At 53.4% G+C, this 5,357-nt stretch carries 5 protein-coding genes; 4 read left to right on the forward strand and 1 reads right to left on the reverse strand.

The features are described 5' to 3' along the window. Positions 1–191 precede the first annotated feature (191 nt). Positions 192–878: a hypothetical protein gene (locus tag KJ653_01195; GenBank protein MBU0684453.1), complete on the forward strand. Its 687-nt coding sequence runs from the start codon at positions 192–194 to the stop codon at positions 876–878. A gap of 594 nt (positions 879–1,472) precedes the next feature. On the opposite strand, the gene KJ653_01200 is transcribed toward KJ653_01195, so the two are convergent. Next, positions 1,473–2,477 carry a phosphate uptake regulator PhoU gene (locus KJ653_01200; GenBank protein MBU0684454.1) on the reverse strand — a complete coding sequence of 335 codons (1,005 nt, stop codon included), beginning with the start codon at positions 2,475–2,477 and terminating at the stop codon, positions 1,473–1,475. Between the two features lie 328 nt (positions 2,478–2,805). Between KJ653_01200 and pstS the strand changes: the two genes are divergently transcribed. From pstS to KJ653_01215, 3 genes are all read left to right on the forward strand, one after another. Further along, complete coding sequence (pstS, locus tag KJ653_01205) at positions 2,806–3,966, forward strand: phosphate ABC transporter substrate-binding protein PstS (GenBank protein MBU0684455.1); 1,161 nt, start codon at positions 2,806–2,808, stop codon at positions 3,964–3,966. A gap of 90 nt (positions 3,967–4,056) precedes the next feature. After that, complete coding sequence (gene pstC / locus KJ653_01210) at positions 4,057–5,019, forward strand: phosphate ABC transporter permease subunit PstC (GenBank protein MBU0684456.1); 963 nt, start codon at positions 4,057–4,059, stop codon at positions 5,017–5,019. Beyond that, the coding region (locus tag KJ653_01215) for a phosphate ABC transporter permease PtsA (protein MBU0684457.1) at positions 5,016–5,357 on the forward strand (342 nt) is incomplete at its 3' end. The genes pstC and KJ653_01215, both read left to right, overlap by 4 nt.

Raw genomic sequence — 5,357 nt, forward strand, 5'->3', positions numbered from 1 at the left:
AAGACTCTGAAGCAGAAATACGCAGACCGGATAGAGTCCAGAGAGGACACCTACTAAGCTCTCAGAAGCCGAATCATTCGCCAAAAAGTTTTATATCGGGTTACCACCTTAGGCAAAATCCTAAGTATATGTGCCGCCTATACCCTGTCTAGGCCGGAGCTAGGCACATCGCACCTGCGAAGTGAAAAGGCATGACAAGGAAGAAGGCGATATTCGATGAGAAGATCCAACGAAAACTGCTAGACGCGTGTAGCGAGAATGAGTACATCCCAATATTCTTGATGCTCAAGCTTGGGATGCATCCAGTCGATGTACTCTATCGGGATGGACGCTGGAAGGTTCGCAAGAATGGAGAGCGAATCTGGCACGATGGAATGAAGTTCGACGGGGAATGGCTAGAGTACCGCCGATGCAAGAACGAGCAATCAAGACGGTTCTTGATTCCCGTCGAAGTGCGCCCGAAGCTGGTTCACTGGATGAAGTACGGTAGGCGGATTTCGCCAGATGGAATCGCCCAAATGGTAAGGCGCGTTGGTCGGCGCATCGGTGTCGATAACCTCAGCCCGATGAACTTGAGGCACACTTTTGGGATCCAGGCTTTCAGGCGTTATAGAGGCCGCAACGACGCGATTGCATTGGTAGCGTCCCTAATGTCCTGTAAAGAGGAAACCGCGAGGAAATACTACCTCGACCTCGACCAGTGGATGGACGCGGGCAACGGACAAGCCTCCGAAACTGGTTCGGGGTTCGTCGTGGACGACTCGACGTCCAACACGGCCACCGTGGTGCCCAAGTCGAACAGCGTGCACGCTCCGAAGAGCATGGGGCTTGTGCCTGTGACCGTGCTCGTGATCATGGCTAGGAAGACCGCCCAGTAATTAGCGAGCGGAATTGACGGCTCGGCGCAAACCTCTTTCCTTTTTTACCTTTTGGAGGAAACAGATTTGTACCTCATGGGTCGATTCACCGTCTTGCCTCGGGGTGGTTCGAGGAGGAGACTAGTGCATGGAAGAATACCAAGTTGGCATACGATACAAACCATTTACTGGTAGTGCGAAGCATCTTTTTAATCCGTCAGCTACTGTTGACACTACTAGCCCACCTGGAAAGGAATGCAACGTCTACCTCTTGTATTTTCCAGGAAGAACAGAATTCACTGGTGGCCAGAGCTTCAAATCCGATAGCATGCACACGAATCATCGTGAGAAAAGCCCATAGGGAGGAAGCCCAAGGCCCTCTTCAACATAGAGGAGGAAAGGCGACCGACTGTAAATCACTGTGCCTTCCTTCGCCTCAATTGTCAACAAGACCGCAGCCAGGAGAACCATCACCACAATTCCCGATATCGGGCCCGGATTATAGCCCGGAATCTACCGGTGATTGATGCTGGGAGCTTGAATGGTCAACGCAGAATGTTGTCGATCCGACGCGAGTTATTTGCCGGCAAAGAATGGAAAGGTCGAGAATCCAGATTATTGCCCCTCGGCCAGATTGATTGCTATCTCCGCGATGTCAGAGGAGTATCCACCGGTTCTTTCGATGCTCTCCGCGGCAAAAGCCAATCCCACAGCAACCTTCCCCCGTTTCTTCATGATTTCGTCAAGGAAGGCGTTCGACTTCTCTCTAAGACCAGAGGTTCGTTCGATGCAACTATTCGCCTGAGAGGAGTCCCTCTTGAACAGCGATTCAACACTGCAGTCGAGAATGGAGATTGCCTCCGCGCTCAGTTGCTCCAGACTCCTCATAGTCTCGGCATCGATCCTGGAATCCCCAAGGAGTTTGACGCTGTGGGCGATTCTCGAGGCGTGATCTGCAATCCGCTCAAGCGCCTTTGCTGTGGATAGCATCGAGTCGGACTCCAGCCATGTCATCTTCATTTTTGCTGCAAATGTGACATTACGCCTTGTCATCGCGTGTTGTTTTTCAACAAACCAATGAAGCCGGTCAACTTCATCATCGCGGGCAATGACCTCGTCGGCCATTCCTCTGTCCAGTTCCTTCGCAGCCTTGATCGATTCCTCCAGCATGTTCCTCGCCATCAAGTGCATTCTTCGTACCACTTTTCTCATGTCGAGGTCTGCATGGTCGGCAACGTCCTGAAGGACCACAAGGCTGGAACTCTCCTCCACAACCTCGGGACCAATCACGCGTCTGGAGAAATCCTGGATGGTCTTCCTGAGCTCCGTTGGGATCCTGCCCTTGGCGCGTATCTCTATGACATCATATCCAGTCACGTATGCGCCAATAAGAAGCCGGAGAAGCGCCTTCGAGTCCGTTGATGGGTTGATATCGACGACCTTGACGAGCTTCTCCGATTCCCTGGGCATGTGAGGATCGACTATCAGGGTCCCGTCCCCTGTGACGCTCAGCGCCACCTGATCACCTTTCTTGAGTCCGGCGCTCTGTATCCATTTCTTTGGCAAGGACACCACATAGGTCGAGCCACCGGTCTTCTGAATCTTCCTAGTCTCTTGCATACGGAGATTCTCCCCCTATTCTCACTGACACTGGTGCACTCTATAGAATGCACCAGCTTCAGACTTGTGTATGATAACTATATTCATCTATATATTTGTCCACGTGCTAGTGAGTGACAGTCGGTTCTACATTCAGAGATGTCAAGTGCATGGATCCACCATGGCTTGAATGAAGAGAGATGAGAGAATGGAGAGACGAACGACAACGGAAGAACACAGAGAAATGCAGATCGATGAGAGGAAACTGTACGACGAGGTCGGAGAAGACCTGGACACCGATTTCCGGAACAAGTGAGCCCGCTATTGAGATTTGAGGCTTGGTGAAGGCATGAGTGAGCTTAAGAAAACGAAGGGCAGCCAGAATGGAGACCAGATTGTCATGCCCCACAAAGGTGGCAGGACTTGGATTGTAGTCGCCGCATTGGTGATCGTGGTTGGGGTAATATTGGCAGCGGTTCTTTCGGGGGGACTGCTGTCATCCGGGCACGGGAAGGATAGCGTCGCATTGACGGGCGCTGGGGCCACCTTTCCTATGCCCTTGATATTGAAGTGGGCCGACGAGTACTATGACAAGACGGACAACACAGTCAAGATCAACTATGGCGGAGGAGGAAGCGGAGCCGGCATCACCCAGATCAAGGACAAGCATGTGGATTTCGCAGGATCGGATGCACCCCTTAGCGCGACCGATTCTTCCACATATGGACTTGTGCACATCCCAGAAACCCTCGGGGCGGTCGTCGTGGCGTACAATGAGCCCGGTCTGCAGACCCTACGCTTGGATGGACCCACTCTGGCCGGGATCTTCATGAGGAACATTACGACATGGAACGACCCTGCCATCGCCGGTCTGAATCCAGGCATCACACTGCCCTCGGATCAGATCACAACAATAGCGCGATCAGACTCATCGGGAACGACTTTCGTGTTCTCGGGGTATTTGACTGTGGTGAGCAACGAATTCGCAACCCTCTACGGACAGGGGAAATCAGTCAGCTGGCACGATGCAATCGGCGCCAACGGGAACCCTGGAGTCACGCAGACAATCAAGACAACTCTGCATTCGATTGGGTACATCGAGTTGGCGTATGCAATCGCGAACAACGTCCCATTCGCGCAATTGAAGAACCATGATGGCAACTTCGTGAACGCCTCGCTTGAGACGACCTCTGCCGCCGCATCGAACACAACCCTCCCTGCGGGCGACGGAGACTGGTCCCATGTGAACATACTGAACGCACCTGGAGCTAGCGCATACCCGATTGCCAGCTTCACCTACGTACTCATCTACAAGGAATTGTACAATGACCAGAGCAAGATGAATAAGACGGCGGCGAAGGCGTTGGTGGACTTCCTATGGTGGGTCGTGCATCAGGAGGGGCAATCATATGCGCCCGACCTGTACTATGCCCAGCTGCCTTCGTCTGTCACTGCGATCAACGAAGCGACTCTCAATTCGATCACGTACGATGGGCAGATGCTCAGATAGGCAAGTGTGGAGGCCCATAGACATATCCCTCCGGTTGAGAAAGAGGTCAAAAACCTTGGGGGACGAGGCAGATTCGGCAAGGTGGCTATCATGGCGAGTAGCAAGGGTTCGAGACTAAGAGGGAAACCTCTGAGATTCGGAGGTGACCTGGTATTCGAATATTCGGTCATGGGAGTGGCGACTCTAACCCTGGCTCTGGTATGGCTGCTCGTCGTAAGGATGGTTTTCGATGCACAGTTGTCGATAGAGAGATTTGGGTTCGGGTTCTTGATCGGAGGAGATTGGGATCCGAACCGAGACGTGTACGGAGCCCTTCCTTTCATTTTCGGCACTCTGATGACAACGGGAATTGCTGTGCTGATCGGAGTGCCTCTAAGCATTGGCATCGCAACCTACCTATCAGAATTGGCACCGCCCTGGTTGAAGGGGCCTCTCTCGTTCGTTGTAGAGCTGTTGGCTGCGGTTCCGAGTGTCATATACGGACTCTGGGCGATGTACGCTCTTAGGCCAGTGATGGTTGACACTGTCGAGCCGTTCTTCCAGAGCGTTCTTGGATGGACGCCCCTGTTCCAGGGAGATCCCGTAGGGCTGGACAAGTTCACCGCGGGCATCATTCTCGCGATCATGATCATTCCCACGATCGCATCCGTGTCGAAAGAGGCAATGATGGCTGTTCCCGATTCGCAGAGGGAGGCAGCTCTCAGCATTGGTGCGACTAGGTACGAGACGACAAGAATAGCCGTGCTCACCTACGCGCGCTCCGGGATCTTTGGCGCATGCATACTCGGCCTGGGCAGAGCGGTCGGAGAGACGATGGCTGTGACCATGACCATTGGGAACGCGAACAGGGTATCCTGGTCACTTCTGGATCCTGGACAGACCATGGCGAGCCTGATCGCAAACAACTGGGGAGAGGCTCAAGGACTGCAGTTGTCCGCGTTGATCGAGATCGGGCTCGTTCTCTTCGTCATTGCGCTCTTGGTGAATGCCTTCGCGAGGATAATGGTCGGAAGATTCATGAGCAGAGTCCCAGCAACTGGTGGTGGGCTGTGAACACATACGAGTATCGCAAGCTGAAGAACACACTCGCCTCTGGACTCGCCCTCGCGTGTGTCATCCTTGCCTTGATTCCCCTGGTCTACATCCTGGCTGGCGTCGTGATGAAGGGGGCGCCGGCTCTGAGCTGGGAGTTCCTGACTAATAGGACAGTAGGGACTGGTGAGCCGGGCGAGGGGATAGGCAACGCGATAGTCGGCACCCTTCTCCTCGTCTTCTATGCAAGCATGATAGGCCTGCCGGTCGGCATTCTTACGGGCATCTACGTTTCTGAGTACGGCAACAACAAGTTCGGATCTACTGTGAGGTTCTTCAACGACGTCCTTGCTAATTTC

The sequence above is a fragment of the Candidatus Thermoplasmatota archaeon genome, from assembly GCA_018814355.1.
Taxonomy (GTDB): Archaea; Thermoplasmatota; Thermoplasmata; order UBA10834; family UBA10834; genus COMBO-56-21.

Bases quoted from the DNA above. Each gene is read 5' to 3' on its own strand.
- KJ653_01195 (MBU0684453.1), top strand. From the start codon at position 192: ATGACAAGGAAGAAGGCGATATTCGATGAGAAGATCCAACGAAAACTG.
- pstS (MBU0684455.1), top strand. From the start codon at position 2,806: ATGAGTGAGCTTAAGAAAACGAAGGGCAGCCAGAATGGAGACCAGATT.
- KJ653_01200 (MBU0684454.1), bottom strand. From the start codon at position 2,477: ATGCAAGAGACTAGGAAGATTCAGAAGACCGGTGGCTCGACCTATGTG.
- pstC (MBU0684456.1), top strand. From the start codon at position 4,057: ATGGCGAGTAGCAAGGGTTCGAGACTAAGAGGGAAACCTCTGAGATTC.